The organism is Weissella uvarum (genome assembly GCF_016908785.1).
Lineage (GTDB): Bacteria > Bacillota > Bacilli > Lactobacillales > Lactobacillaceae > Weissella > Weissella uvarum.
In genome coordinates, this window is sequence record NZ_JAFBEO010000002.1 from 242,655 (window position 1) to 267,438 (window position 24,784).

Here is a 24,784-nt window from a genome sequence, read left to right on the forward strand (position 1 = left end):
AGCACAATTTCATTGTCAATATGCTGGCCTCCTGTATTGCACTTTTAAAAATACGCACCAAAAAAGAGCAGCCCAAATTTGGACTGCTCTCATTTTTTAATCATTCAAACCGAGACGTTCGAAAATATCATCAACATGCTTTAAATGCCAGCGGTAATCAAACGCATCATCAATTTCTTCCTTAGACAATTGCTTTTGGATGGTTGGATCCTCATCCACCAAGTCACGGAATTGCTTGTGTTCGTCCCAAGCCCGCGCTGTCAATGGTTGGACTGTATCGTAAGCCGCTTCGCGTGACATACCACTATCAACTAACTTCAATAGCAAACGTTGTGAATAAATTAAACCATATGTCCGCCCCATATTTTCCTTCATTGTTTCTGGGAATACTTGAAGATTTTCAAGAATTTGCGTCATCCGATGTAACATATAATCCAAAACAGTTGTTGCGTCTGGGATGATCACCCGTTCAGCACTTGAATGCGAAATATCGCGTTCATGCCACAAGGCTACATTTTCCATCGCAGTTACCGAATAACCACGCAAGACCCGTGACAACCCGACCACATTTTCAGAACCAATTGGATTACGCTTATGTGGCATGGCTGATGAACCTTTTTGACCACCCTTGAACCCTTCTTCAACTTCATGAATTTCTGAACGTTGTAAACCACGAATTTCTGTTGCCAACTCTTCAACTGTTGTTCCGATAATGGCAATCGTTGAAATGTAATCAGCATGCAAATCACGGGGCAAAACTTGTGAGCCAATTGGTTGTGGCTTCAAACCTAGTTCTTTCATCGCAACTTCTTCAACTTGTGGTGGAACATTAGCAAACGTGCCCACGGCCCCTGACAACTTACCAGTCGCCATTTCTTCGGCCACGCGATCAAAGCGCTCAATATCCCGCACAGCAGCTTGATAAAAACGTGCCATCACTAAACCAAAGGTTGTTGGCTCAGCATGTACGCCATGGGTCCGGCCCATCATCACTGTGTTTTTATACTTACGAGCTAGTTTTGCTAAAGCATCACGGTATTCAATCAAGTCTTGCTTAATAATCGCATTGGCTTCATTAATGCGAATAGCTTGTGCTGTATCCACAACGTCAGTTGAAGTCAATCCATAATGAATCCACTTTCGTTCATCCCCAAGTGATTCAGACACATTCCGGGTAAACGCTACGACGTCATGCCGCGTTTCCTTTTCAATTTCAGCAATCCGGTCTGGATCAAACGTTGCATTTTTACGAATGGCATCTAAATCAGCCTGTGGTACATGGCCTTCGGCAACCCATCCGGCTGTTACAGCAATTTCGACATCAAGCCACGTTTGATATTGATTCTCAAGCGACCACACCTTACCCATTTCAGGACGCGTATAACGTTCAAGCATATAAGCTAAACTCCTTTTCAAAGACGAATTAATTAATCCAATACAGTATATTATAGCGTATTTTCACGAACTAACGCAACAGGCCCACCTTTCAAAACTCAAATAAGCGAACAAAAAAAGGAGTATCCACGGATACTCCTTAAAAGATTTACTTATTTTTCTCTTTATCAGCGGTCTTAGTTGCTGCGGCTTCAGTATACTTATTCAAGACATTCTTCAAATCCTTGTCCTTAATATTAACATTAGCCTTACCAAGTTCCTTACCGATTACGGCGTTCACTTGATCATCATCTGACATAATTTCGTCAACCTTAATATCCTTAAGCTTATTCTTCATCTTATCATATGAAGGCTTCTTCTCTTGGGTATTACGCTTAACAACATAGTAACCAGTGTTATTTGCAGCTTGAACTGGTTGCTTGTCATATTGACCATTCTTCAACTTGAAAGCAGCCTTCTTAACATTGCTATCAACCTTTGTGTCAGTTGAATCAAAGTCGTCTAACTTTCCACCATTCTTCTTACTTGAACTATCACCAGAATACTTCTTAGCTAAGTCAGTAAAGCTCTTACCATCATTTAATTCCTTGATGATCTTTTGAGCATCGCTCTTGCTACCCATCAAGATAACAGAAGCGCTTGTCTTTGGCTCATAGTCATCATAAATTTTATGCAAACCAGACTTTGAAAAGTCAGTGTTTGCCTTAACAGCTTGACGCTCCAACATATCAATCTTGATTGAATCGCGGTAAGTTTGTGCAGTCAAACCAGAAGCAGCCAATTGTTGGTTAAATTGTTCGCCACCCATTTGCTTACGTGACTCGTTAAATTTCTTATTAACGTCCTTATCAGAAACCTTATCACCGTATTCCTTATCAAGCACTTGTAGCACAATCATATTCGCCAAAGTTTGTTGACCAGTTGGTGTTTGCTTTAGTTCTTTATAATATTTTGATTCGGTCACATTACCGTCATCAGTTGTTGCGATTGTCTTAGGACCAGCGCCCCAAAGGGCCAATCCAGCTCCAACTGCAATTACAGCTAATACGCCTAATACTTTTTTCCACATACTTAATGGGCCTCTTTCTATTTTTATCAATATCAGTTTAGTTTAACACAAAAAGCGTCATTTGTACGCATTAATCAACTTCATACGTCGTTCCCATCGCGAACTGCCCGTTATCCAAACGATCCACAATATTCAAATGTTCTTTGAATTCCGTATCTTGATAACGCATTACTGCATGGTTAAATGGCCAGTTTAGAATTGGTGTGGCATGGACAACCACTTCATCAGCGTCAGTTGGTTGCCCCACCATATAACGAATCATAATTCGAATCCAGTCCGCCGAGCTCACCTTATCAAGAAATGCTAATTGCATAAATGGCATTGGTCGCATCCGGCCTTGCAGCACATCCGTTGATAAATCAGCTTCATCACACACAAATTGATAGAATCCAATTGTCGCATCCGCTGGCATTTCTGGCAACTGAACTTGTTCTAAATCAATTTGTTCAGTTGAATCAATGCTAACTTTACGATTCGACTGGCGGCTCACGACCATCGGATGTAATTGCGCCCCATCATAGAAATAATTATATAGTAATTGATCTTTTTCAGCGGTTAATGTCGTCTCCAAATACTTTTCTCGCACTAAAACATCCACATTTAAGCCAGCAGATTTCAAACTTTTAATGAGTTTGATTCGATTTCCCGGTACAACAATGCGAGTCGGTTGCTCGATTTCAGCAACATTCATAATATCTGAAATTTCCAATGGCTCAAAATACTGTTTATCACTCAATTGTGGGATAAACGTTAAGTCATGCGGATTGTTGTTCAATAAGACCGTCTGATAACCAAGGTTGCGGAATTCATCCATCACGTTGGCCAAAACATAGGATGCTGCTGCACCATCCCCTAATCGGAAAGCACCAGTACCAACAATCATCACCGTATCATCACCTAAGCGTTTACTTTCATTTTCATCCTCGAAGGTAGAATAAAACTGTGAAACAGATTCTTGAAATTCACCTGCTGAAGGTTCGAAAGCTTTGTACGTTGGCAAAATATTATTATCCCAACGATAACGGCGGACACTTTCATAGGCCGTGCCCCACAATTTAGCAATTAGCCCGTCTGATAAGCCATAGTATTTAGCACTTTTTAGCACTTCGTAATCCCACGGATGTTCTTTAACATCTAGCTCTAATTGCATAATATTCGCAAGTTTATAGAAATAAAAAGCATCAATGTGGGTTAGTTCAGCCAATTCATCAACGGTATACCCGCGTCGAATTGCTTCTAAGAGCAATAAGATTCGATTATCTTGCGGATGAATCAATTGTTCAATCACTTCACTATCAGTCAGCTTTCCCATCAAATCCGGTGAGAAACTACGGTTACTAAAGTGAGCCGCTCGTAAAGCCTTTTCCAAAGCCTCCTCTAAACTACGACCCACTCCCAATGTTGCGCCGACTGACTTTTGAATTGTATCAAGTCGTCGATTAGTTGGAATCCCTGCTGAAGCCAACTCACCAAATGTAAAGACCGGAAAACGAACGACAATGTGATCCATCGTTGGCTCGAGAGCAGCCGTATGTTCCGCATATGAACTTGGAATATGCACACGATCCAAACGATCACCCAGCATGAGACCTGTCATTACTGGCACCATTGGATACCCTGTTGCTCCCTCTAATAAAGAAGCTTTGCGATCGTAATATGGGATAATCCGTGTAACAACAAATTCATCGTCTTCTGGATTCACTGCGAAGCGCACCTCTAAAAGACCGTAGACATTAAATCCACGTGCAATCTGAAAGGCCGTGTCACGGAGTGCTTGAACCACTGGATCAGCCAAGGTCTGAATGGGAGTCACCGCAATTGAATCCGCTGAATGAATCCCAACCGGATCCATATCCTCAATTCCTCCAACCAGCAAATTGGTATTGCGGAAATCACGCATCACAATCATGGAAATTTCCTTATACCCATGAATACTCTTGTCCACATTGACTTGATGGGTCAATGAGCGATCTAATGCTAATTCAGCCACTTGATCAAGCTCTTCGGCATCTTCAGCTTGCAAACGCAACGCTTGTCCTTGTGGCGCAATCGAACGTACAAATACTGGAAACTCAAGCTCACGCGCAGCATCGAAAACTTCACCAGGTGTACTAGCTAAGCGCGTTTGCACTGATGGCAAATGCCATTGTTTCAAACATTCTTGTAAATATTTCGTATTTTGGGAAGCTTGTAGCACAGATGAGGATAGCCCTAAAACTGCTGGCCCTTGCTCACCCATAATTTCTTCCACTTCATAAGTTAATTGAATAGCTGTCGTGCCACCAACCGTTGGTACAATTGCGTTAATCCCATTTGCAACGATGACTTTCACAATATTTTCAGCGGTTAATTCCAAAACTTCTAGGTGCACGTCATTCCGACTAGCCGTAAAACTAAATGGATTATCATCCACCAAATAAACTTCATAACCTCGCTTTAGCAAAGCCGATGTCATTTGATAGCTAGCCGCATCACTTTCAGTTTCACGGCCAAAACCATTAGCCGAGCCACCAATCAATAAAATTTTATCTGCCATGCTTACGCTCCTCGACGGATATTAACCATATCCATGAAATCGTCAAAAGGCTGAGTTGCTTCAATCGGACCTGGTGCTGTATCTGGGAAAAACTGCACACTAAACGCCGGATAGTTTCGGTGTCGAAGGCCTTGAATTGACCCATCCGTTAAATCAACATGGGTCACGAATAAATCTGAATTTTTAATCGTCCCTTTAACCACTTGATAGCCTTGCGCCTGGGTAGCATACATAATCTGGTTCGTAATTTGCTCACGAATCGGATGATTCATCCCATGATGTTCCACAGGCATTGGTTCAACTTCAACATGATTAGCCATCGCAAATAATTCATGCCCTAAACCAACACCCAACAAAGGCACCTCTTTTTGCAAGGTCCGAATCAAATCCAAAATATCCTCTGGCACAGCTGAGGGGTCACCCGGTCCAGAAGATAGGACAATCCCATCAGGGTCTAGATTCATGACTTCATCCAGGGTGGCATTGTAAGGCAATACAGTTACGTTAGCGTCATAATCATTCAGCATACGTAAAATACCATTCTTTAATCCAAAATCGATCACCACAATATTGGCACCTCGGCCTGGATTAACATACGCGCGCGGTGTCGACGTTTGTTGCACTTCTTGATTGGTCATGACTAAGGCGCGTAGTTGGTCAAATGCATGATCATCAGGATAATCAACAATTGAAGCTTTTTGAGCACCTGTTTCACGCAAATGTCGAGTCAAGGCCCGCGTATCTAAGCGTGAAATCCCCGGCACATTGTGACGCAATAAGAATTCATGCATACTCATCGTTTGCAAACGGTTTGTTGATACTTCCGCAACCTCACGCACAACAACCCCTTTAACCATTGGTACAATCGCTTCATCAGCCCGATGATTAATCCCAGCTGCACCAATCGTTGGCACCGTAAAGACCACAATTTGATTATGATAAATTGGATTGGTCATAATTTCTTGGTACCCAGTCATCGCAGTATGAAAGAAGATTTCACCAAAGGTCGTCGCAGGCGCACCAAAAGCCTCACCTTCATAAATGGAACCATCTTCCAATATGAGATATCTTTTTGTCATATCTGTCTACCTTTAACTTTCTCGTTCTCTTCAACGAGCCATGTTATCTATTCAATCTCAACTGAATCATAACCATCGACTTCTTCAACGTTCACTTGAATACGTTCGCTTGCTGATGTTGGAATATTTTTACCCACAAAGTCAGCTCGAATTGGTAATTCGCGATGGCCCCGATCGACTAGGACCGCCAAGTTTACGACGGCTGGGCGACCATTATCCATTAAAGCATCAAGGGCGGCCCGGATTGTGCGACCAGTGTAAAGGACGTCATCCACTAAAATAACGCGCTTGCCATCAATGTTCACATCTAAGTCTTGCTTAACAGGTGCATCTGAATGATCATCCCGATATGAAGAAATATCCAATTGACCTACTGGAATTTCAGCACTTTCTAATTGTTGCAAACGGTCTGCAATGTGCTGACCAATATAAACACCGCGGGTTTTAATTCCAACAATCACCAGATTGTTGATTCCTTTATTCTTTTCAATAATTTCATAGGTAATTCGTGTCAATGCGCGTTGCATTGCCATTGCATCTACAATTTCTTTCGCCATAGCTGGATTCCCCTTAGTTTCATAAAAAAAGCGCTACTCACCCTAATGTGAATAACGCAGCTTTTGTCAGTCTATTTTAACGTTATCCTCTTTCCACCTCACAGGATGCAATTAAGACGATATTGTCATTCTAACATAGATTTAATTATATTTCATTCATCCTTTTCTTGATGATACGGTTGTAGATTGGCTAAAGCTGCCTCAAAGTAATCTGGCAATGGCGCCTCGAAACGCAACTCTTCTCCCGTTGTTGGCTGGGTAAGGCCTAAGGTTGCCGCATGCAAATATTGACCATTACCAGGCAAAGTCTTACTTGGCCCATATAATGGATCGCCGGCAACAGGATGGTTAATATACTGCATGTGCACGCGAATTTGATGTGTCCGCCCTGTTTCTAGGGTCACTCGCAACAAAGTATAGCCTACAAAACGTTGGACCACTTCAAAGTGGGTGACGGCATCACGTCCATCCTTAATCACCGCTTGCTTTTTACGATCCGCTTTTGAACGGCCGAGGGGTGCGTTAATTGTCCCCTTATTTTCTTTAAACTCGCCATGCACCAAAGCATAATATTGACGCAAATTCTTCTTATCTTTTAATTGTGCTGACAAAGCTTCATGTGCGTGGTCGTTTTTAGCTACCATAAGTAATCCAGAAGTATCTTTATCAATCCGGTGCACAATTCCTGGGCGAATAACGCCATTGATTGAGGAGAGTTGTGAATGATACATCAAAGCATTGACTAACGTACCTGAAGGATGCCCCGCAGCAGGATGTACGACCATCCCTTGTGGTTTATTCACCACGATTAAATCATCATCTTCATAGACAATGTCCAATGGAATATTTTCGGGCTCAACTTTTAATTCAACTGGTTCTGGAACTTCAAAAGTAATCAAATCACCAGTTTTTACTTTGTAATTAGCTTTTTTAGCAGCCCCATTCACCAATAATTGCCCGTCTGCAATAAAATTGCCAATCTGTGTTCGAGTGTAATCAGAAAAAGCATCTGCGACAACTTTATCTAAGCGTCCGGCCTGTTCTTCAATCTTTAATTGTTCTTGTGTCATGCTGTTCCTTTTTGTTTCATATTTTCAAAATCATTTTGTAATTGTGCATGGATACTAGGTGATAACCAATAAGCATAATTTTCACCACGATAGACAAAGAGCACGGTTCTTTTCGTAAATTGCACATATTGCAACTGATCTAATGGCATTTGTTCTGTATGCACACCAAAAGCAGGATGAAACCGCAAACTATCCTCTGTTAAGTCAACGCGTTGTCGTGCAAAAATCACCATGACAAGGGCAAAAAAGATTACCAATAAAATTGCGGTAACTTCATTAAATTTGGTTGCTTCAAGCCACATCGTAATTGCCAATGTTGGTAGCATCAATAACCAGGCCCATAACACTTTTCCTGCTAAACCTGAAATTTGATAATAGCCGCGCATGTTGTCACTCCTTCATTTCTCTGTACTTTTAGTCACTTTTCAGTATAACATTTCCTACCGATCATAACTTAACTGGGTCTTATGATTCATGATTTTTTCACAATAACAGCAAATTTGATAGAAAGTTGTAACATTGAGCATGTAAATCTGCCATATTATTTCATTATAATAGGTAACATTAAAGGAATTTAGGGTGGCATGTTATGAAACTTGAGTTATTGAGCAGTGGTTTAACAATATTAGGATGGTTAGCTATCTTAATCTGGATAATTAATTTTCTCTTCACACATCATGATCATATTAAACAATCAATCTTTATGATTTTAGTTGGTTGGTTTGGTTTAGTGCTTATTTTAGTCGGTGGTGGCGTCAACTATCTGTCGAATCAACAGCAGAGCCCCAACGATAACGCTCCCCAGGTATCGAATGTCAAAACACACGAATCTGGTTCTAATAAATGATTTTAAAATTATTCACAGATGCAGCGACTGACCCACGGACACAGCTTAGTGCTGCCGGTGTCATCATCCAAGTCGACCAACAACAATTTGTTTATAAAAAACAACTTGGCCCTTTGAACAACCACCAAGCTGAATTTACTGCCGTTCAATTTGGTCTACACTGCCTTGAGCAACTTGACTACCCCCATGCTACTTTGATGCTACACTCAGATTCCAGCCTAGTTATTGATAGCCTTACTAAAAAATACACCAAAAAATATGATGACTATCTACAAACGTTAAATCCCTTACTTGATCAGTATGAACAAGTGATTCTTGAATGGATTCCCGAAAAACAGAACCGCGGCGCTCATCAATTAGCTAATCAAGCTTTACATACCAAGTAAAACTTGATTAGCAGCTCCTTTACAAACCTCAAATTAAAAAGATTCAACTGACTGTTATTTTCCTAACATCAATTGAATCTTTTTTTATGTGCCAATATCAAAAAAGCCTCATACACTGGCAGGATAACCATAGCGCTTTTAGCAACGCTCCTAGTCATATTAAGCAAGCGACCAAACATAGTTCTACTCAGCCTTTAACGGAATCATTGTCACTAACTCCTGAGCCAATTCAGCTGGTTTGGCCTTAATTTCTCCATTGACATAAGCTTCTACCACACCAAAAGTGCCTTGAACATAAAAAGCTAAATTAGTTGGTTTGGGTTCAAAATCGCCATGTTGTTTTAAACTATTCTGCAAATATTGTTGAAATTTAAGCTTAAATGAATATGAGCTCTCCCGGTTGAATAAAATTTTAAATAATTCTTGCCGTTCTTGAATATAAGTCAACCAAATCGTAATCCGTTCTAAGGAAGTTTTATCCTCCTGACCATGACTAAGTTGATCAAGTTCATTCAAGGCATCGGTTGCAAGACGATCAATCAATTCATATTTATCTTCATAATATGTATAAAAAGTTTTACGTGAAATAAGTGCCTCATCACAAATATCAGTGACGGTTATCGCATCGAATGATTTAGATAATAATAACTTATTGAAAGCATTCGCAATGCTGTTGAGGGTTTTTTGGCCTCGTTTATCCATGAATTCCATCCCCTTTCGTAACAAATCGTGTGGCAGTGTTACTTAAGTAACACTTCACTTGCATCTGTTGTGGGTTACCCCTAATAACCTCCATATAATACTAACCATAGCTTAACAAAAACAAGCAATGCAATAAAGAAAGAGGTAAATAATTATGGTTACAACTAAAGATGTTAAATTCCCTGCTCGTCATTTTGACTTAGCTGGACGCTTATTCTTCCTTGAAGATTTTGATGAAACAATTGCCCACCCCGCAATTGTTGTCACGCATCCTACTAGTGCTGATATGAATCAAACTTCAAGCATCTACGCAACAAAGTTAGCTGAAAAAGGCTTCCTAACATTTGCTTTTGATGCTGCTTATCAAGGTCAAAGTGAAGGTACACCCCGTTACATTGAAGACCCCGCTAACCGAACAACTGATATTATGTATGCCATCGACTATCTAGACACCTTACCATTTGTTGACAATGATCGTATTGGTGCCATGGGGATTTGTGCCGGTGGTGGTTACACCATTAATGCTGCCAAGACTGATAAGCGAATTAAGGCCGTTGGTGGTGCTGCAGCTGCATCGGCCGGTGCGGCTTATCGTGAAGCCTTTGGTCCAGATGACCAATTGATTGAAACATTGAACCAAATTGCTGACCAACGTACTGCTGAGGCCATGGGTGCCGATAAGATGTTGACGCAATGGATTCCAAATAGCCAAGAAGAGCGCGAAGCTGCCGGTGTCGACGATATCGATATTAAGGAAGCCGTTGACTACTATAAGACTCCTCGTGGTGCCGATGAATTCTCACCTAATAAAGTGCAATTTACGAGTCTAGCCTTGTTGCTAAACTATGACCCAGCTGATTTAGTTGAGAAGCTTTTGACCCAACCACTTGAATTAATTGTTGGTGATAAGCCAGGTTCATTTGCTTCTTACCGTTTTGGTTATGAGATTTTTGATAAGGCTGCTTCAAAGAATAAGGATTTGACTGTCTTACATGATGTTTCACATTATGATTTGTATGATCAACCAAAGGCGGTTGACCCTGCCGTTGAAAAGTTAGCGACTTTCTTCGCTGCTAATTTATAATTAACATGCCACAACACAAAAGTCCCGTCACGTTAGATCACACTTGCCCGGCGGGGCTTTTTCTATACCTAAATTTTTAGCTAATGGCCTTACCCCAAGACAAAATCGATTTTAATGACCGTTGGCTTATGAAAAAATGCTTTAGCATTTAAAATTTTTCGAATCAAAAAATACCAGCCCGCTCCAACTAAAAAAGTTTCATTTAGGCCGCGATTGCATTATAATGAAGCAAATTTAGCTGGAGGTACAACAAATGGCAGCAATTCCACAACGTATTTTAATTACTAATGGTTCTCAAGCTGAAATGGTTCAACTTGCTCGTCAACAATTAGCCGACTGGCAGGCCACTATATCTGATCCGGGTAAAATCTGGGCCTATGAAGAAAATGATGACACTGCTTATGCTATGGTTACAGCCCTTGATAATCCCAATCCATTGGCTGGGTTAGTTCCCGTTGATGGCTCAGCCTATTTAAATCAACTCATTAATGCCATGCAACCAAATACCACCAAGCAAACTCAATTAATTCTAATCGATGATTATGAAAGCACTGCTTGGCCTGAAATGAAAACCCAATTATTTCAAAGAATTTTAGGACCTCGTCAATTACCTAACGTATATGCAGTTTTTATTGATGGTCCGCATCATTTATTCCAACCCGATCAATTTAACTTTGATCAAATCATCGACGCCAAAGCATAAAAAGGAGCTTTTTCATATGACCACCCCACTTAAAGATAAGTTAATCGATATTAATGTCAAAACAAAAGGTACAGAAACAAGTGTAATTATTTCAACATTAGGGACGATTGGTACTATCGCTGCTGCTCTGACAGGCTCAGCCCTTGTTTCCCATGTTCGAAATCGACACCAAGACTAAACTTTCTAAGCAAATCACTTTCTTTTTATTAGTAAAAGCGTTAGAATGATAACAATCAAACATGTCAGGAGGCTGTTACATGACTGAAAATGAATCACAAGAAGCATTAAAGCAACGCTTGGGGGATGAAGCATACGACGTCACCCAAAAAGCCGCCACTGAACGCCCCTTTAGTGGAAAGTATGATGATTGGTGGGATGATGGTATCTTCGTTGATGTTGTTGATGGAACCCCACTCTTCAGTTCAACTGACAAGTATGATGCTGGCTGTGGTTGGCCTTCATTTACACGGCCAATCGATGACCATAATCTAACTGAATCAGCCGACTACAAATTGTTACGTCCACGGACTGAGGTTCGTTCAAAGAACGCTAACTCACACTTGGGACACGTCTTTGATGATGGCCCAACCGATCAAGGTGGTTTGCGTTACTGCATTAATTCAGCAGCTCTTCGCTTCATCCCGAAAGATCAATTGGAAGCTGAAGGATACGGTAAGTATCTTCAACTATTCGATAACTAATTAAATTAAAAAGCGTACAACCTGATTTGGTTGTACGCTTTTTTTACGCTTCTTTTTGTTGTTTAATTCCAATGCCAGTCCAAGCAGAAGCCAAAGAGAACAATGGAGAAATCCAAGCAAAGATGGCAAAGAGGGCAAAGCTTGTCACGGGCACATTCAGCGTCTGTGCGGCAAAACTACCAGCCACTCCCCAAGGCACTAGGTAATTCACCACCGTTCCTGAATCCTCTAAGCTACGGCCAAGCGCTAATGGCGACAAATTCAACCGCTTAAAGACAGGCTTCCATAGTTGTCCCGGTAAAATGGTTGAAAGGTATTGTTCACCAATCATAAAGTTCGCCATAATACCAGTCAATAGCGTTCCAGTAATGGCAGTTGCTTGTGTCTTGACGTGTTTAATAATTGGTGTCATAAAGTCTTGTAAAATACCTTGCTGTGATAACAATCCACCTAGCGCTAAAGCCAAAGTGATAATAATCACGGTTGGCATCATCGATAACATCCCACCACGATTCAATAGCGCTTGAATCGTGGCATTGCCAGCATTTGTTTTAAACCCATTCAATAGTGTGTCACTCAAAGCCGTTAAGCCATGGCTTTGTAAGAAAATAAGCGCTGATAATAAGATATTTAATAACAAGGTTGGGATAGCAGGAATCTTAATCCATGCCATTACAAACAACAAGACAAGTAAGCTAAGCACCCAGAAATTTGGATGTAACTGTTGCTGTAATTGTTGCAATTGCACTAATCCAGCGGTTGGATGCTTTTGCAAGCCTAAAATACCAAAGAAAATTAGCGAAACAATAAATGCTGGAATTGTAGTCCACATCAAATTTTTAATGTGATCAAACAAATCAGTCCCTGAAATTGAAGCAGCCAAGTTGGTCGAGTCAGAAAGTGGTGAACTTTTATCACCAAAAATTGCTCCAGAAACAATTGCTCCCGCTAGGATTGGTGCTGGAAAACCAAAAGTTAAGCCAACCCCCATCAAAGCAACTCCGACGGTCGCTAACGTTGTAAATGCAGAACCAATCGCTGTTCCGATAATGGCTGGAATCAAAAAAGCTGCTGGTAAGAACCAGGCCGGATTGGCTAAATCAAGCCCAATCCATAATAGGGTTGGAATAACGCCAATTGCCATCCACAATGCGATCAGCATTCCAATTAACAAAAACAAAAAGATTGGTGCTAATCCCGTTTGAATCCCTTTAAGTAGTTGATCTTGTAAATCTGTCCAAGAAAAATGGTTCAGCCAACCAAAGAACATCGTCAACATTAATGCCGCTAGCAGCGGTACAAAGGGTGACAACTTAAAACCGATAATACTTACACTAAAAATTAAAAATAATACCACCATTAATGCGGTGACTGCTAAAAATCGTTTGTTTGATTGCATGTGTTTGCTCCTTTTAAATTAAAAATTGTGACATTCGTATTTTGCATTAAAAGTTGCATCGATAACGAATCAAACCACCCGCTGGTTCTTTTAAATCAAATACCCCATGGACGTTTACCCCCTTAACGTAAAAAAAATCCCAACCGTGTTAAAAAACACAGTTGGGACGACATTAGTTTATACTAATCCGCGGTACCACCCAAAATTATACGAATTACTCCGTATCGCTTTGATGCGCGATTCAATTGTAAATAATTCAGTAACTAAGCCTGCGCCGCTCACAGCAAAGCACGGCTTCTCTGACATACAACTTAGTTACCTACTGGTATGGACATAATAGTACGCACTATCGGTTTAATTGTCAACTAACTTATTGAAAATATTTTTGCATCATGGTTGTCCAAAGATTTGCCTTTTGAACATTATGTTGTGGATATAAAGCCACCTTGGCTTGTGAACCAGCTACAAAATCATCTTCAGCTTGATTGTTAAAGACCACGCTCGCACTGCCAATCTGATCAGTCGTCTTCAAAGGTGCCTTTTGCTTTACATCCGGTTTTAGATTATCCACCGAAGGCGCGGCTTGATCATTCTTGTTAACAAAATAGCTATCATCATTAGCCGTGCGAACTGCAACGCGGCCATGATTACCCTTGGCATTATCAATCTCAACTGAGCCCTTTGCTGCCACCGGCATAACCTTCGTTTGTTGCTTAACTTGGTTCAAAACAGATAAGGTTTCAGTCCCAATCGCTGAACGCGGCAATTTATTCGTATTCAATACAACTGTAATTACTGGTTGACCATTCAAATAGCCATGCGAGACCAAATTAGCCCCATTCCGTGGTGTCCCACCGGTTTTTAGACCATCAATGTGATATTGCTTATTACCAAGCAAAATATTCGTATTTGTTAACTTTTGCGTTGCTCCCCCATTAACACCTGGGAAGGTTCCTGTCTTCTTTTGCGTATATTGCAAAATTGATGGATAATCATTCACCAAATGCTTGGCAATAATTGCTACATCACGACCAGAAAGTTTGTTTTCCGTCGAATTTGACATACCAGCATGCTTAAAGCTACCCATATCACCATTTTCTAAACCAGAAGCAGACATGATATTAGGATTTTTAATGCCCCAGCTCTCCAAGAGATGATCGGCTTGTTTGTAGTAATTAGCTTGTGAACCACAAACAATATCCGCCAGTGCCATTGCAGCTGAATTAGATGATTCAATTAATGCCGCATCAAGAATTTGCGAAATCGTGTACGTTTGTCCAGCCGACATTGGCACATTTGCCACACTAGAATCACGGCTAAATTTCGCAATATCAGCTGGCACCTGGACCTGTTGATCCAAACTCAATTTATTTTCACTAATCTTTTGTTCCAACATGTAGACAACAATTAACTTCGTAATCGAAGCAATTGGTAACCGTTTCGATCCATGATTATCCGCTAACACCTGTCCAGTATTGGCTTGAACAACCACAGCAGACTGCATTTGTGTCTTAGGCGTAATTACTGCCGCGCTAATCGCTTGCCCCGGCAATAAAGCAACCAGAAAACTTAACAACGCCACTTTGAATTTCTTTGACATACTTCTATTGGCCCTCTTTCTTCGCTTCCAACTGCCAAACATCATTCATGTTTGTATCAACCAAATGTATATATTCGATACTAAGCGTTATATAAAAAAAAACAACCTCTAATTGAGATTGTTTCCGTAATCGTTAGATTTAGTTAAGAGACTTGAAACGGACATCATCATCGATGTAATCTTTTGCGCCAGCAGGTTGCTCAATTGATCCGAAAACAAATTGTGCCCGTAGACGCCAGCTATCTGGAATACCATAAGCGGCCTTAATATCTTCATCAATCACTGGATTGTAGTGTTGCAAATTACCACCCAAGTTATGCTCACGTGCAGCTAACCATAGTGCATATGATGAAATACCAATGGTCTGTTCTGACCAATCATAGAAGTTTTGTGCATAAGCTGGATTATTTTCTTCCAACTCCTTAACTGCATCGGTATCAGTATATAGCAAAACTGTTCCGTAAGCCTTCTTAAAGCCATTCAACTTGGCTTCAGTCTTCTTAAAGGCTTCTGGATCACCAACAACTTGACGCATGCGCTCAATAATCATATCCCAAAGAGCATCTTGTTGGTCACCAAAGGCAAATACCGCGCGAACAGTTTGACTGTTAAAAGCACTTGGTGTTTCCTTAATGGTTTCCTTAAACAAGTCTTCCAATTGCGCATCGGTCATATCAACATCACGACCTAGGGCGTAAACAGAACGGCGGGCTTTTTGTAAATCTAAGAATGTTTTATCTTCTGACATTTTAAGAACTCCTTCTTACTTTTTGTTAATAACTCGACAAACAATAGTATAGCGCATTACAAAAAGTAAGTAAAGTGCTTCGCACAAAAAATGTTAATTGTTGATTTGATAAATTTCCCGATAACGTTGGTTTTGCAAGTCTAGCCAATATTGCGGATTCAAAGGTTCACCTGTGGCTGCTTCAAGCACCTCACCAGGTGTTTGAGAAGCACCATATTGCCAAATATGCTCTTTCCGCCAATCAAACAATGGCTTAATATTTCCCGCTGCCAAAGCGGCATCCACATCAAAGTCTTGATTCATCGCATGGAGGAATTGTGCCGCATACAAGTGTCCCAAGGCATAAGAAGGGAAATAACCAAAATCGCCACTTGACCAATGAATATCTTGCAAAATACCATCAACCGCATGTTCAGGCTTTAGACCTAAGTAATCTTCATACTTTTGATTCCATAATGCTTCCAGTTGATCGACATCGAAATCATCATTAAAAATAGCCTTTTCGATTTCATAACGAATAATAATATGGAGTGGATACGTAACTGGATCAGCTTCAATTCGAATGAGACTAGGTTGCGTCTGCATCCAGCCACGATAAAAATCATCAAAATCAATGTCATCTAAGCGTCCTTCAAAGGTTTGTTGCATCAAAGCATACTCGTGTTGCCAGAAGGCCTTCGATCCACCAATCATAATCTCATTAAAGAGTGACTGAGATTCATGTATACTCATCGAAATCTCTTTATTAAATGGTGTGTAATCCCACTTAGGGTCAACATTCTGAGCAAATAAGCCATGCCCAGCTTCATGGTAGACCCCTAATACCGCCATTTGGAAATCATTTGGATTCCAACGCGTCGTAATCCGCGCATCATTACGATTCATATCTTGCATAAAGGGATGAATTGTATCATCAAGGCGTCCCTTATCAGGATCATAACCTAACCGTTGTACGGCTTCCCAAACATACTTACGTTGTAAATCAATTGGAATGTCACGCTTTAAGAAATCAGTTGCTGCGGGATGCCCATTCTCAGCAATATTCTTCTGTAAATCAATAATCCCCGCTTTCACGGTATCAAATACTTGATCCAACTTAGCCACCGTTAGGCCTGGTTCAAATTGATTTAACAAAACATCATAAGGCGTTGCTTCGTCAGTCCGCCAATAAGTGATGAAACGCTTCTTAGTTTCAATGAGTTCTTTCAAGACTGGCGCAAAGACTTGATAATCATCTGCTTCACGTGCTTGCATCCAAGTATCTTGACCCTTCGAACTCAATTTATTAAACGCAGCATACTCATCAGCTGGAATTTTAGCAATTTGATCATAATCCGTTACATAACGATAAAAAAGCTTTTGCTCATCAGCAGATAATTCATCACGATGTTGCTTAAAATATTCAACTAGTGCTTGTGCTTCCTTGCCTGTCGCAGTCTCAAAGAATTGACTACTTAAATAACTATTCAATTCTGAACGAAAATCACCCGCAGCAACTGGCATCCCGGTTAATTGATCCCAATCGGCTAAAGCCATAGCTTCTTCGAGTAATGCTTGTTCTTTCATATTCCGTCGTAAATCGGCGCCAGTATAATTTGTCATCACACACCTCTTCTCATCATTCTCTAATATTTTATACCATTCTAGCAAAAAAAGCACATTTCTGTGCTTAATTGTTTAGTGTTTCATATAGTAATGGGTAAAAATTCCAAATCCAATTGTCCATAAAATTCCGCCGATGGCCGCAATTTGATCCGTTGGGGTCAAGAATAACATCACAAAGATAAATCCAAAGAACGCAATCGTTGCAGGACTCGTAAAGCGATAACCTGGCATTTTAAAGCCATCTGGCATAAAGTCGTCACTCTTCCGATAACGCCGATGCGCAATCATAATCATGGTATAAATAACCAAGGTAATTGCTGCCGTTGCCGAAGCAAAAAAGTTAAAGGCTGATGACAAGACCGGAATAAAGTTAACCAAAGGCGTAATACAAATTAATGCTGCTGAGAACATAATAGCGCGCGCCGGAATTGCGGTCTTTGAAAGTTTTGAAAAATAACGTTCAATCCGACCATCATGTTCCTTAGAAAGCGCAAAAATATCTCGACCAGCTGAGTATAGAAGTGTATTTAAGGCTGACAATGCCGCCGTCAATACGACAAAATTCATAATAGCAGCCGCCCCATGTAGTCCCACCAATTGAAAGACCATCACGAATGGGCTTTCACTCTTAGGCAAATACCGCCAAGAACAAATGGCCATAATTACAGAAAGTGATCCAACATAGAAAAGTAAAATCCGCAACAAGACAGAATTAATAACTTTCGGAATCACGACTCGTGGATTCATGGTTTCAGCGGACATCAAGCCCACAAACTCAATTCCCACGAATGAAAAGAAGACCATCGGAAAGGCTTTCAAAAAATTCCCGCTTCCATTAGGAAAAAACTGGAAGCCATCCGTAATGTTATGGATACCCACAACACCGCCATGGGCCCCTGGTGTTTTAAAACCAGTTATCATCATGAAAAGTCCAATAAAAATAACGACTAAAATCGCAATAATTTTAATCGAGGCAAACCAAAATTCTGTTTCACCAAAAAAGCGCACAGCCGTTAAGTTTAACAAAATGAGAATGGCCATGATGGCTAATTCAATTTCCCAGGCTGCGATATGTGGCAACCAATATTGAATATATTGGGCAATTGCCGTTAATTCCGCCATCGCCGGTAAAATCAAAGTAATCCAATAGGACCAGCCCACGAAATAACCGCTTTCTCGATTAATATATTTCGATACCACACTCACAAATGAACTGGAATCCGGATCAACATATAACATTTCTCCAATCGCACGCATCATGAAGAACAAGAATAATCCTGTAATCATATAAATGAATAATACCGAAGGACCAGTTAAGTTAATTGTATCACCAGCCCCTAAAAATAGACCGGTTCCAATCGTTCCCCCAATTGCCATCATCTGGACGTGTCTTTGAGATAACCCCCGTGATAGTTCCTGTGTGGAGTTGTCTTCATTTGCCATATAACTTGCCTCATCTCTTAATTGATGTTGTCCATCATAGCATATAGTTGTATAAAATTACAACATTAAATGCGTTTTATGCATATTTATGTTTAAAATTCATGAATTTGTGTATAAAAAAAGAGAAATGCAAGAAATGCAAATCTCTATTCATAATTAGTTCTTAATCTTTGATACAAGCCATGATACAACGATCACAACGATGAAGGCACCAATGATTGAAGGGAAGATTGCCATTCCAGCAACGTGTGGTCCCCATGAACCAAGCAATTTCTCACCTGCCCATGATCCTACCAAACCAGCTAAGATGTTAGCAATCCATCCCATTGATTGACCCTTACTTGAAAGGGCTCCACCAATCATTCCGATGATACCACCAATAATCAAAACCCAAATAAAATGTAACATATCAAATCCTCCTAGCAACTAAACTATCTTAGTTGTTAACCTGCTTACTTAACGTCGTCTGACTTTTCAGCAGCCTTTTCCTTAACTGAATCAACAGTATCTGAAGCCTTGTCAGCTAGATCACCAGCAACATCTGAAGCCTTATCCTTGGCATCACCAAATGCTTGCTTAGCCTTACCCATCAAACCTTCAGCCTTACCTTCAGCTTCAACCTTCTTATCACCAGTTACGTTACCGGCAACTTCCTTGGCCTTACCTGTAACTTGATCTCCTGCACCTTTTACTTGATCCATTAAACTCATAATGTAATCCTCCGTTTCATTTAATGATTATAGTATACAGATAAACATCAAAAAAAGAAAGCGTTTTGATTAAAAATATTTCATAATTGTGACATTTTACAAAAATATGACTTTGAAATTTAATAAAAGTTTTTTTGTTTACCGGACGTGATAAATTCAATAAAACTTTACCAAACCCTAAAACCAACTTGTCTTTTAGATTTGTTCATTCTTCAAAATCAATTTACCAACCGCATGATGATTAGCACTTTTCTCTTGAGCAGCACGTACACCGTCAGCATTCATTGGATAAGTGCTATCAATCACGACCTGCAGAGCCTTTTGCTCAACTAATTGCGCTAATTGTTTTAGCTCGCTACCGTCTGGATGCATCTGATAAGCCACGGCTTGCGGGTGTCCTTGTTGTTGTCGCTCAGTTGGCCGGCCAACCACCGTTGCCAATTTACCAGTTGTTTTTAGAATGTATAACCCCTCATCAACATGATCAATCGTATCCAAAACTGCATCATAATCAGCGAGTTCTTCTGTTAAGAATTGATGATGATAATCAATCACCTCATCAGCCCCCAAATCAAGCAACAAATCAGCATTCCGCGCACTTGCTGTCGTGGCGACATAGGCTCCACGTGCCTTCGCAATTTGGATGGCCATGCTTCCAACACCACCTGCTCCAGCTTGGACCAAAACGTGCTCACCAGATTGAACATTTAATTGATCGACAATGCCTTGCCAAGCGGTTAACCCGGCCAAAGGCAATCCTGCTGCCGCTTCAAATGATAATTCGGTTGGCTTTAACGCAAGCTTATCAGCCTTCACCGCTGCATACTCAGCATATCCACCATGTTGTCCAGTTGGATCAATGTCTAGTCGTGCCATAACCGCTTGGCCAACTTGATAATCAGACACTCGTTCACCAACTGCGACAATCTCACCAGCAACATCCCCGCCTAAAATCGCCGGGAACTGAAATGGCATTTGTTCTTGCATTTGACCATTTCGTAATTTTAAATCGATGGGATTCACGCTAGCCACAAAAACATGAATCAAGACTTCATCTGCGCCAAGCTCTGGTACTGGGACTTGAGCGTCCTTTAATTCATCCACTGAGCCGTATGCGTTAATCACGACCGCATGCATATTTTCTGACATATTCTAACTTCCTCCACAATGATTGATATTGCGTCTAGTCTAGTTCTAAAACTAAGAAAACGCAACCATTGCTATCATTTCAAACCATTAAGCTAGCCCGTGATTAAAGATTAACACCCACTCAATTGATTTAACATTCATTTTTGCATAAAAAAAGGCAGCCATAATGCCTGCCTTTTCATTAATATCAATTGTATGTTGCTTATTGAGCAGTGTAACCACCGTCGACCACAAATTCTGATCCAGTAGCAAACTTTGACTCGTCAGATGCCAAGAAGACAGCCATGTAAGCAATGTCATCTGGATCTCCCAAGTGACCCATTGGAGTCTTGTTACGGTCTGACATAGCAGTTTCCATTGGTGTACCCTTAACCATTGGAGTAGCAATGTATCCTGGGTGCACTGTGTTAACACGAACATTGTAGTCTTGCTTAGCTGTGTACAAAGCAGCTGACTTAGAAAGCAAACGAACAGCTCCCTTAGTTGCGTTGTAAGCAGCAAGACGTGGGTCACCAACAAATCCTTCGATTGATGACATGTTAATGATTGAAGCACCCTTTTCTGAGTTCTTCATACGTTGTACACCAAGACGTGTTCCGAAGAATACACTGTCCAAGTTAATGGCAATTGTCTTGTGCCAGTCTTCAGTACTTGTGTGCTCAATGTCACCACCAAGACCGATACCTGCGTTGTTAACCAAAGTGGTTACAGGACCAAACTTCTTTTCAGTTTCATCAAAGACTTCTGTCCAACGATCTTCGTCAGCAACGTCTTGTTGAATGAAGGCGATTTGATCAGGTGAACCAATTTCTGAAGCAGCCTTTTCACCAACTTCAGTCTTACGTCCAGTAATGACAACCTTTGCACCTTCTTCAACGAACTTTTCGGCAATGGCATAACCAATACCCATAGTTCCACCAGTAACAATTGCTACTTTACCATCTAAACGATTTGACATAATCAATCTCCTTCTTTTCTACTTAGGTGTAACCCTTTACATGAACCATTGTATCGCATTTGCTACTTATTGTATAGAAAAAAAGTAACCAAATTCTTGGTCACTTTTAATCTTTTTAATGATTGTCTTGCAATGATTCAACGTACTCTTCAAACTTCTTTTCATCTTCTTGAGCTTGCTTTTCATCGAACTTACCATACTTGCCAATTTCAGACATGATGTGCTTAATTTCATGAAGGGCCTTGTGCTCTTCAACCCATTCCTTGACAGAATGAGACTTTGGATCCATCTTTAATCCACCAAGGTCGGCAACGTTATCATCCAACTTCTTTAAAGTGTCCGCAATGTTTTCAATAATCTTTTCTTGGTTTTCTGTGTAATCTGCCATGTTAAAAATCTCCGTCCATTCAAATAAAAATTGTGTTTCAATTATGATTGCAAACAACATGGCCGAGACCATGTTGCGAAAATATAAAACCTAATTATAGTGGCTTAGCTAACTTTTCTTGGGCTTCCAAAGCGAACTTTTCAAGTTCCTTATGTTCGGCTTCAAGCTTCTTAAGGTCAAAGTCCTTAATCAAACCAGCTGCTGCCAATTCCTTTTTAATGTCCAAAAGAGCCTTGTGCTCGATAACCCAGCGCTTGATTACTTCAGCCTTGGCCCCGGCCTTAACAGCCCCAACCTTTGCTTCGTCTTCATCCAACTTCTTTGTGATTGCGGCGATACTTGCCAATACCTTTGCTTGGTCTTGTGTTGGTTCTACCATAGTTCAATCCTCCGTTTGGTTGAAATTTAAAGTTAGTCAATAAAACTTTATGCGTTAAATTACTTAGCTAGCTTCTCTTGAGCTTCCAAAGCAAACTTTTCAAGTTCCTTATGCTCAGCTTCAAGCTTCTTAAGGTCAAAGTCCTTAATCAAACCAGCTGCTACCAATTCCTTTTTGATGTCCAAAAGAGCCTTGTGTTCAATAACCCAACGCTTGATTACTTCAGCCTTAGCCCCGGCCGTTACTGCACCGATCTTAGCTTCGTCCTCATCCAACTTCTTTGTGATTGCGGCGATACTTGCCAATACCTTTGCTTGGTCTTGTGTTGGTTCTACCATAGTTCAATCCTCCGTTTGGTTGCGATGTACGTAACATTAAGATTAATATGCAACACATATCAAATATGATTTATTTAATTTATGTTACAAACAAAGTGTATCATGTTACAAATACATTGCAAGCATTAGGTTTTTTTCATTTATTTTTATTAACAAGCTATAAACCACCGCTTTCATCAGGCTTAAAACGTTTGACCTATCCTTTTCATTTCACAAACTTGCATTTAACAAAATCGCTTTATCATCGCATTTGAAAGAGTTTTCTAAGATTTTGGATTTTCTTTGATTTTTATATCTTTATTGTTGTTTTAAGATTGATATACACAAAAGGGGCCCCAGTTTTGGTGCCCCCCTTTTCTATTTTTAATGCTGTGTATGTCGATTTTTGTGCATTTATCACGCGTTTATATATATGCATTCACATACACTTATTATTTAAACTTGCTTGCTTAGAAATTTAGGAACTCTGGGTTTGGGTAACTATAAAATCCTTGACCACTCTTTTGTCCAACTTTACCAGCGTCAATTAACTTTTGCATCTTATTTAGGCCATGCAACAAGTCGACATCCCCTGGGGCAACTTGGCGTGAATGAATTTCATGAACAAGTTCCAATCCAACCATATCCATCAAGGCAAATGGGCCCATGTTAGTTCCGAAGGCCACCATCCAATCCTTATCAATATCAGCTGGTTCGGCCACATCACGACCCCATAGACGCAACGCTGCGTTTTCCCATGGATCAATCAATGAATTCAAAACATAACCTGGTTGTTCCTTCGTCAACATAATTGGCTTCATACCAATTTCTTTTGCAAAGTCATTTACCTTTTGAACAACCGCCTTATCCGTGGTTGTCACTGGCATAAGCTCAGCCAGGTTACGCTTCCAAATTTCATTAGCAAAGTGAAGTGCTAGGAACTTGTCTGGACGATCAGTAAATTCCACAATTTGTGATGGTAGTAAAGTTGAGGTATTTGAAACCAGAATGGTGTCATCATCTAAGTGACCGGCTAACTTCTTGTAAAAGTCACTCTTAATTGACAAGTCTTCGGGAATAGCTTCAACGACAATATCAGCTCCCTTAAGCGCTTCATCCAAATCATCCGTAAACTTAATGCGCTCGTGAGTTGCTTGAATTTGATCATCAGTGGCATCCATATCTTCACGATATCGGTCATCCAACTTATCAACATTTTTTTTAGCGTTTGCTAGTGCTTGTTCGTTGATATCATAAAGGACCACGTGCTTACCTTTAAAGGCCGATTGGTACGCAATCTGACTTCCTAAAGTACCGCCACCTGCAACAACAACATTATCTAAAGCCATAATCAATCCTCCTTGTGTATTACATACATCAATATTATCGATTTACGCCTCTATTATACAATTAGTATTATTGCAATTAAAGGTTTTAAAACAACTTTGTTCATGCTATCACAAATTGCACAAGTAGAATGCCCTTGGACCAACTTACAGAATAAATGAAATCACAATGTTTTTTATTGGCATTTGGCTTGTTTGTATGCAAAGAAAGAGACAATCATCATTGATTGCCTCTTTCTTAATTTGCGTGATTCTCAGTATTACTGATTTTCAAACTAAGCTGTGTGTCCTGAATTAGATACACCCGCTAGCCTTCAGTAGTGTGCTTGGCTTTAACCTTATTTTTCTTCTTATCATTGGTATCACGAAGAAGACCAATGACAAAATAAACCGTCATAATCATTTCAATTTGTTTGAATAGAAAATTATCAATAAACCAGTCAGCAAAAAGCATGACTAACAGCGTAATCATGAAGTAGCGATTATTGTAGTATTTAAAGATATGCTTGTCTTTTACATCCATGTCTTTATTTCCTTATTGTTTGTATGCAACACACCAGTTAATTCATGCATTGCACTAACCAATCTATTTTCCAAAATGGTGTCTCCTAAA

The 24,784-nt window shown here is 40.2% G+C and carries 28 protein-coding genes; 6 read left to right on the forward strand and 22 right to left on the reverse strand.

Annotation, left to right across the window (positions count from 1 at the left end; translation table 11 throughout):
- Positions 1–96 precede the first annotated feature (96 nt).
- The 7 genes from purB to JOC36_RS03750 all read right to left on the reverse strand — a co-directional run bounded on the left by purB (position 97) and on the right by JOC36_RS03750 (position 8,092).
- Positions 97–1,395, reverse strand: coding sequence for an adenylosuccinate lyase (purB, locus tag JOC36_RS03720; protein WP_205145163.1), 1,299 nt, complete (start codon positions 1,393–1,395; stop codon positions 97–99).
- 148 nt (positions 1,396–1,543) lie between these two features.
- On the reverse strand, positions 1,544–2,464 hold the full coding sequence (locus JOC36_RS03725) for a peptidylprolyl isomerase (RefSeq protein ID WP_205145164.1): 921 nt from the start codon (positions 2,462–2,464) through the stop codon (positions 1,544–1,546).
- Between the two features lie 70 nt (positions 2,465–2,534).
- Complete coding sequence (locus JOC36_RS03730; RefSeq protein WP_205145165.1) at positions 2,535–5,000, reverse strand: carbamoyl phosphate synthase preATP-grasp domain-containing protein; 2,466 nt, start codon at positions 4,998–5,000, stop codon at positions 2,535–2,537.
- A 2-nt stretch (positions 5,001–5,002) separates the two neighbouring features.
- A complete protein-coding gene (locus tag JOC36_RS03735) occupies positions 5,003–6,079 on the reverse strand; it encodes a carbamoyl phosphate synthase small subunit (protein ID WP_205145166.1) in 1,077 nt (358 codons plus the stop codon).
- A 47-nt stretch (positions 6,080–6,126) separates the two neighbouring features.
- Positions 6,127–6,636, reverse strand: a complete 510-nt coding sequence (gene pyrR, locus JOC36_RS03740) for a bifunctional pyr operon transcriptional regulator/uracil phosphoribosyltransferase PyrR (protein WP_205145167.1) — start codon at positions 6,634–6,636, stop codon at positions 6,127–6,129.
- Positions 6,637–6,788: 152 nt separating this feature from the next.
- Positions 6,789–7,706 carry an RluA family pseudouridine synthase gene (locus JOC36_RS03745; protein WP_205145168.1) on the reverse strand — a complete coding sequence of 306 codons (918 nt, stop codon included), beginning with the start codon at positions 7,704–7,706 and terminating at the stop codon, positions 6,789–6,791.
- On the reverse strand, positions 7,703–8,092 hold the full coding sequence (locus JOC36_RS03750) for an EbsA family protein (RefSeq protein ID WP_205145169.1): 390 nt from the start codon (positions 8,090–8,092) through the stop codon (positions 7,703–7,705). Before JOC36_RS03750 ends, JOC36_RS03745 begins: the two co-directional genes overlap by 4 nt.
- A gap of 203 nt (positions 8,093–8,295) precedes the next feature.
- Here JOC36_RS03750 and JOC36_RS03755 point away from each other — a divergent pair, with 203 nt between their 5' ends.
- A complete protein-coding gene (locus tag JOC36_RS03755; RefSeq protein ID WP_205145170.1) occupies positions 8,296–8,553 on the forward strand; it encodes a hypothetical protein in 258 nt (85 codons plus the stop codon).
- Entirely contained in the window at positions 8,550–8,939 is a 390-nt protein-coding gene (locus JOC36_RS03760) for a ribonuclease HI family protein (protein ID WP_205145171.1), read from the forward strand. Before JOC36_RS03755 ends, JOC36_RS03760 begins: the two co-directional genes overlap by 4 nt.
- A gap of 183 nt (positions 8,940–9,122) precedes the next feature.
- Here the strand turns inward: JOC36_RS03760 and JOC36_RS03765 are convergent, their stop codons facing one another.
- Positions 9,123–9,641: a TetR/AcrR family transcriptional regulator C-terminal domain-containing protein gene (locus JOC36_RS03765; RefSeq protein ID WP_205145172.1), complete on the reverse strand. Its 519-nt coding sequence runs from the start codon at positions 9,639–9,641 to the stop codon at positions 9,123–9,125.
- 154 nt (positions 9,642–9,795) lie between these two features.
- On the opposite strand from JOC36_RS03765, the gene JOC36_RS03770 reads away from it, so the two are divergent.
- The 4 genes from JOC36_RS03770 to msrB all read left to right on the forward strand — a co-directional run bounded on the left by JOC36_RS03770 (position 9,796) and on the right by msrB (position 12,129).
- Positions 9,796–10,725: an alpha/beta hydrolase gene (locus tag JOC36_RS03770; RefSeq protein ID WP_205145173.1), complete on the forward strand. Its 930-nt coding sequence runs from the start codon at positions 9,796–9,798 to the stop codon at positions 10,723–10,725.
- 253 nt (positions 10,726–10,978) lie between these two features.
- Positions 10,979–11,428 (forward strand): hypothetical protein, encoded by a 450-nt coding sequence (locus JOC36_RS03775; protein WP_205145174.1) that lies wholly within the window; start codon positions 10,979–10,981, stop codon positions 11,426–11,428.
- A gap of 16 nt (positions 11,429–11,444) precedes the next feature.
- Positions 11,445–11,606 (forward strand): hypothetical protein, encoded by a 162-nt coding sequence (locus JOC36_RS03780; RefSeq protein ID WP_205145175.1) that lies wholly within the window; start codon positions 11,445–11,447, stop codon positions 11,604–11,606.
- Positions 11,607–11,685: 79 nt separating this feature from the next.
- On the forward strand, positions 11,686–12,129 hold the full coding sequence (gene msrB, locus JOC36_RS03785) for a peptide-methionine (R)-S-oxide reductase MsrB (RefSeq protein ID WP_205145176.1): 444 nt from the start codon (positions 11,686–11,688) through the stop codon (positions 12,127–12,129).
- 43 nt (positions 12,130–12,172) lie between these two features.
- Here the strand turns inward: msrB and nhaC are convergent, their stop codons facing one another.
- From nhaC to JOC36_RS03855, 14 genes are all read right to left on the reverse strand, one after another.
- On the reverse strand, positions 12,173–13,528 hold the full coding sequence (nhaC, locus tag JOC36_RS03790) for a Na+/H+ antiporter NhaC (RefSeq protein ID WP_205145177.1): 1,356 nt from the start codon (positions 13,526–13,528) through the stop codon (positions 12,173–12,175).
- Between the two features lie 370 nt (positions 13,529–13,898).
- A complete protein-coding gene (locus JOC36_RS03795) occupies positions 13,899–15,128 on the reverse strand; it encodes a D-alanyl-D-alanine carboxypeptidase family protein (RefSeq protein WP_205145178.1) in 1,230 nt (409 codons plus the stop codon).
- Between the two features lie 139 nt (positions 15,129–15,267).
- The gene (locus JOC36_RS03800) at positions 15,268–15,876 is read right to left on the reverse strand and encodes a nitroreductase family protein (protein ID WP_205145179.1); all 609 of its coding nucleotides are present in this window, start codon (positions 15,874–15,876) and stop codon (positions 15,268–15,270) included.
- A gap of 93 nt (positions 15,877–15,969) precedes the next feature.
- The gene (locus JOC36_RS03805; RefSeq protein ID WP_205145180.1) at positions 15,970–17,478 is read right to left on the reverse strand and encodes a carboxypeptidase M32; all 1,509 of its coding nucleotides are present in this window, start codon (positions 17,476–17,478) and stop codon (positions 15,970–15,972) included.
- Positions 17,479–17,553: 75 nt separating this feature from the next.
- Complete coding sequence (locus JOC36_RS03810; protein WP_205145181.1) at positions 17,554–18,924, reverse strand: amino acid permease; 1,371 nt, start codon at positions 18,922–18,924, stop codon at positions 17,554–17,556.
- A gap of 156 nt (positions 18,925–19,080) precedes the next feature.
- Entirely contained in the window at positions 19,081–19,332 is a 252-nt protein-coding gene (locus JOC36_RS03815) for a GlsB/YeaQ/YmgE family stress response membrane protein (RefSeq protein WP_205145182.1), read from the reverse strand.
- A gap of 44 nt (positions 19,333–19,376) precedes the next feature.
- Positions 19,377–19,634 (reverse strand): CsbD family protein, encoded by a 258-nt coding sequence (locus tag JOC36_RS03820; RefSeq protein WP_205145183.1) that lies wholly within the window; start codon positions 19,632–19,634, stop codon positions 19,377–19,379.
- Positions 19,635–19,829: 195 nt separating this feature from the next.
- Positions 19,830–20,771: an NADP-dependent oxidoreductase gene (locus tag JOC36_RS03825; RefSeq protein WP_205145285.1), complete on the reverse strand. Its 942-nt coding sequence runs from the start codon at positions 20,769–20,771 to the stop codon at positions 19,830–19,832.
- Between the two features lie 214 nt (positions 20,772–20,985).
- Positions 20,986–21,741, reverse strand: a complete 756-nt coding sequence (locus tag JOC36_RS03830) for an NADP-dependent (R)-specific alcohol dehydrogenase (RefSeq protein WP_205145184.1) — start codon at positions 21,739–21,741, stop codon at positions 20,986–20,988.
- Positions 21,742–21,856: 115 nt separating this feature from the next.
- Positions 21,857–22,129 (reverse strand): hypothetical protein, encoded by a 273-nt coding sequence (locus JOC36_RS03835; protein ID WP_205145185.1) that lies wholly within the window; start codon positions 22,127–22,129, stop codon positions 21,857–21,859.
- 94 nt (positions 22,130–22,223) lie between these two features.
- Positions 22,224–22,508 carry a hypothetical protein gene (locus JOC36_RS03840; protein ID WP_205145186.1) on the reverse strand — a complete coding sequence of 95 codons (285 nt, stop codon included), beginning with the start codon at positions 22,506–22,508 and terminating at the stop codon, positions 22,224–22,226.
- Between the two features lie 59 nt (positions 22,509–22,567).
- Positions 22,568–22,846, reverse strand: a complete 279-nt coding sequence (locus JOC36_RS03845) for a hypothetical protein (RefSeq protein ID WP_205145187.1) — start codon at positions 22,844–22,846, stop codon at positions 22,568–22,570.
- Between the two features lie 449 nt (positions 22,847–23,295).
- Positions 23,296–24,174 (reverse strand): 3-hydroxyacyl-CoA dehydrogenase, encoded by an 879-nt coding sequence (locus JOC36_RS03850; RefSeq protein WP_205145188.1) that lies wholly within the window; start codon positions 24,172–24,174, stop codon positions 23,296–23,298.
- Positions 24,175–24,478: 304 nt separating this feature from the next.
- Entirely contained in the window at positions 24,479–24,694 is a 216-nt protein-coding gene (locus JOC36_RS03855; protein ID WP_205145189.1) for a hypothetical protein, read from the reverse strand.
- Positions 24,695–24,784 lie beyond the last annotated feature (90 nt).

What these genes read in the sequence shown, in the direction of transcription:
- purB (WP_205145163.1), bottom strand. Translation starts at nt 1,395, where the DNA reads ATGCTTGAACGTTATACGCGTCCTGAAATGGGTAAGGTGTGGTCGCTT.
- JOC36_RS03725 (WP_205145164.1), bottom strand. Translation starts at nt 2,464, where the DNA reads ATGTGGAAAAAAGTATTAGGCGTATTAGCTGTAATTGCAGTTGGAGCT.
- JOC36_RS03730 (WP_205145165.1), bottom strand. Translation starts at nt 5,000, where the DNA reads ATGGCAGATAAAATTTTATTGATTGGTGGCTCGGCTAATGGTTTTGGC.
- JOC36_RS03735 (WP_205145166.1), bottom strand. Translation starts at nt 6,079, where the DNA reads ATGACAAAAAGATATCTCATATTGGAAGATGGTTCCATTTATGAAGGT.
- pyrR (WP_205145167.1), bottom strand. Translation starts at nt 6,636, where the DNA reads ATGGCGAAAGAAATTGTAGATGCAATGGCAATGCAACGCGCATTGACA.
- JOC36_RS03745 (WP_205145168.1), bottom strand. Translation starts at nt 7,706, where the DNA reads ATGACACAAGAACAATTAAAGATTGAAGAACAGGCCGGACGCTTAGAT.
- JOC36_RS03750 (WP_205145169.1), bottom strand. Translation starts at nt 8,092, where the DNA reads ATGCGCGGCTATTATCAAATTTCAGGTTTAGCAGGAAAAGTGTTATGG.
- JOC36_RS03755 (WP_205145170.1), top strand. Translation starts at nt 8,296, where the DNA reads ATGAAACTTGAGTTATTGAGCAGTGGTTTAACAATATTAGGATGGTTA.
- JOC36_RS03760 (WP_205145171.1), top strand. Translation starts at nt 8,550, where the DNA reads ATGATTTTAAAATTATTCACAGATGCAGCGACTGACCCACGGACACAG.
- JOC36_RS03765 (WP_205145172.1), bottom strand. Translation starts at nt 9,641, where the DNA reads ATGGATAAACGAGGCCAAAAAACCCTCAACAGCATTGCGAATGCTTTC.
- JOC36_RS03770 (WP_205145173.1), top strand. Translation starts at nt 9,796, where the DNA reads ATGGTTACAACTAAAGATGTTAAATTCCCTGCTCGTCATTTTGACTTA.
- JOC36_RS03775 (WP_205145174.1), top strand. Translation starts at nt 10,979, where the DNA reads ATGGCAGCAATTCCACAACGTATTTTAATTACTAATGGTTCTCAAGCT.
- JOC36_RS03780 (WP_205145175.1), top strand. Translation starts at nt 11,445, where the DNA reads ATGACCACCCCACTTAAAGATAAGTTAATCGATATTAATGTCAAAACA.
- msrB (WP_205145176.1), top strand. Translation starts at nt 11,686, where the DNA reads ATGACTGAAAATGAATCACAAGAAGCATTAAAGCAACGCTTGGGGGAT.
- nhaC (WP_205145177.1), bottom strand. Translation starts at nt 13,528, where the DNA reads ATGCAATCAAACAAACGATTTTTAGCAGTCACCGCATTAATGGTGGTA.
- JOC36_RS03795 (WP_205145178.1), bottom strand. Translation starts at nt 15,128, where the DNA reads ATGTCAAAGAAATTCAAAGTGGCGTTGTTAAGTTTTCTGGTTGCTTTA.
- JOC36_RS03800 (WP_205145179.1), bottom strand. Translation starts at nt 15,876, where the DNA reads ATGTCAGAAGATAAAACATTCTTAGATTTACAAAAAGCCCGCCGTTCT.
- JOC36_RS03805 (WP_205145180.1), bottom strand. Translation starts at nt 17,478, where the DNA reads ATGACAAATTATACTGGCGCCGATTTACGACGGAATATGAAAGAACAA.
- JOC36_RS03810 (WP_205145181.1), bottom strand. Translation starts at nt 18,924, where the DNA reads ATGGCAAATGAAGACAACTCCACACAGGAACTATCACGGGGGTTATCT.
- JOC36_RS03815 (WP_205145182.1), bottom strand. Translation starts at nt 19,332, where the DNA reads ATGTTACATTTTATTTGGGTTTTGATTATTGGTGGTATCATCGGAATG.
- JOC36_RS03820 (WP_205145183.1), bottom strand. Translation starts at nt 19,634, where the DNA reads ATGAGTTTAATGGATCAAGTAAAAGGTGCAGGAGATCAAGTTACAGGT.
- JOC36_RS03825 (WP_205145285.1), bottom strand. Translation starts at nt 20,771, where the DNA reads ATGCATGCGGTCGTGATTAACGCATACGGCTCAGTGGATGAATTAAAG.
- JOC36_RS03830 (WP_205145184.1), bottom strand. Translation starts at nt 21,741, where the DNA reads ATGTCAAATCGTTTAGATGGTAAAGTAGCAATTGTTACTGGTGGAACT.
- JOC36_RS03835 (WP_205145185.1), bottom strand. Translation starts at nt 22,129, where the DNA reads ATGGCAGATTACACAGAAAACCAAGAAAAGATTATTGAAAACATTGCG.
- JOC36_RS03840 (WP_205145186.1), bottom strand. Translation starts at nt 22,508, where the DNA reads ATGGTAGAACCAACACAAGACCAAGCAAAGGTATTGGCAAGTATCGCC.
- JOC36_RS03845 (WP_205145187.1), bottom strand. Translation starts at nt 22,846, where the DNA reads ATGGTAGAACCAACACAAGACCAAGCAAAGGTATTGGCAAGTATCGCC.
- JOC36_RS03850 (WP_205145188.1), bottom strand. Translation starts at nt 24,174, where the DNA reads ATGGCTTTAGATAATGTTGTTGTTGCAGGTGGCGGTACTTTAGGAAGT.
- JOC36_RS03855 (WP_205145189.1), bottom strand. Translation starts at nt 24,694, where the DNA reads ATGGATGTAAAAGACAAGCATATCTTTAAATACTACAATAATCGCTAC.